The organism is Endozoicomonas sp. ONNA2 (assembly GCF_024606365.1).
Taxonomy (GTDB): Bacteria; Pseudomonadota; Gammaproteobacteria; order Pseudomonadales; family Endozoicomonadaceae; genus Endozoicomonas.
Genome location: NZ_JAHHPO010001098.1, coordinates 1 through 1189 on the forward strand (window position 1 = coordinate 1; position 1189 = coordinate 1189).

2 protein-coding genes are annotated in these 1189 nt (G+C 45.5%); both read right to left on the reverse strand.

Annotated elements, in window-relative coordinates; genetic code table 11:
* Window positions 1-840, reverse strand: coding sequence for a glycoside hydrolase family 172 protein (locus KDK14_RS19600; protein ID WP_257266901.1), 840 nt, complete (start codon window positions 838-840; stop codon window positions 1-3).
* A gap of 170 nt (window positions 841-1010) precedes the next feature.
* The gene (locus KDK14_RS19605) at window positions 1011-1184 is read right to left on the reverse strand and encodes an RbsD/FucU domain-containing protein (protein WP_257266902.1); all 174 of its coding nucleotides are present in this window, start codon (window positions 1182-1184) and stop codon (window positions 1011-1013) included.
* Between the last annotated feature and the right edge of the window lie 5 nt (window positions 1185-1189).

Consider the following 1189-nt stretch of genomic DNA (forward strand, 5'->3'; position numbering starts at 1 on the left):
TTAAAAGCCGATCTCGACAAGTAGGGGGAGTCTGCCCCCTGTTTGGACGCTTACGGTTCCGCAAATCGTTGGAAAGCGGTCATCTTCATCAATGTAGAATTTGACTTCACCTTCTCCCCACCAGCCGCCGGCCCCATTCAAGCCAACGCACATCGCGGTGCCTATGTAATGCCCTTCACCTTCAATACCATCAATAATGGTGTGTACACCTTTAAATGGAACGGGGTTTGTACGACGGAAACTGGCGTGAAAGTAAGCGCAATTCTCAGGAATGTCGGTCAATTGATAATTAATCTGGTAATAAAGGCAGCGTTCCTGATCTCCAATATTTTCAATGGTCATATAACAACGTTCACGAAACGGCATACTCCAGAAACAATTGAAGGCATTTTTTGGCAATACACTAACAGGCAAGGATACCAGCGGCTGAAAAGACCCGCCGACCAGCTCATCAATGTTGTCACACCAGCCATAGGCAAAGAAATCAGGAAACGGTACTTCTACCGAGGGGTGCGCCTGATTATCCCAGTAAATACGAATAATTAACTCACGGGAAACCATGCCGGTTAACCACATACTCTGGATATTACCCATATCCTTGATATCTGCGATAACCGCTGTTTCACCGGGTTTTATGTTGATGGCAGGGTTGACTTTCCAGCCTTCTCCCAGCTCACTGGCTTGCCTTTGGGCAAACCCGGTCGTTCCCATACCGCCTTTACCGGGTTCACCGTTCGGGTTTTCCGCAGAGATGCTTCTTGATCGTGCATCACAGAGCAGGCTGAGATTGCCCAATGACATATTCAGCCCATTAAATCCAGATGAATCTTTCGTCACCATGATTTGTTAAAATCCTCGAAAAAGGGTTTGTTTGATGATTAAAGGGTTTGTTTGATGATTTTTTGTCCAGCCTGGTCGGGTTTGGCGGTATATTAGTTAACTTTAATTTTCAGAATCCTGATATAAGTCAACATTCGTTTACACGTACGGCCTTTTTGTCTAATTATCAATTACCGGACAGCCTCCTGGTAGATCGGTGTTACCCCTTTTTTTACCATGATGTTGCCGTATTTTGCTGTTTCTCCGGTTATTACTATGGCATAGGCACTTTTTGCCCTGTCATAAAAGGCAAACCGGTCAATGCGATGAATATCGATGCCAGGCTCAGAACCGAATAACGCCAACCTGT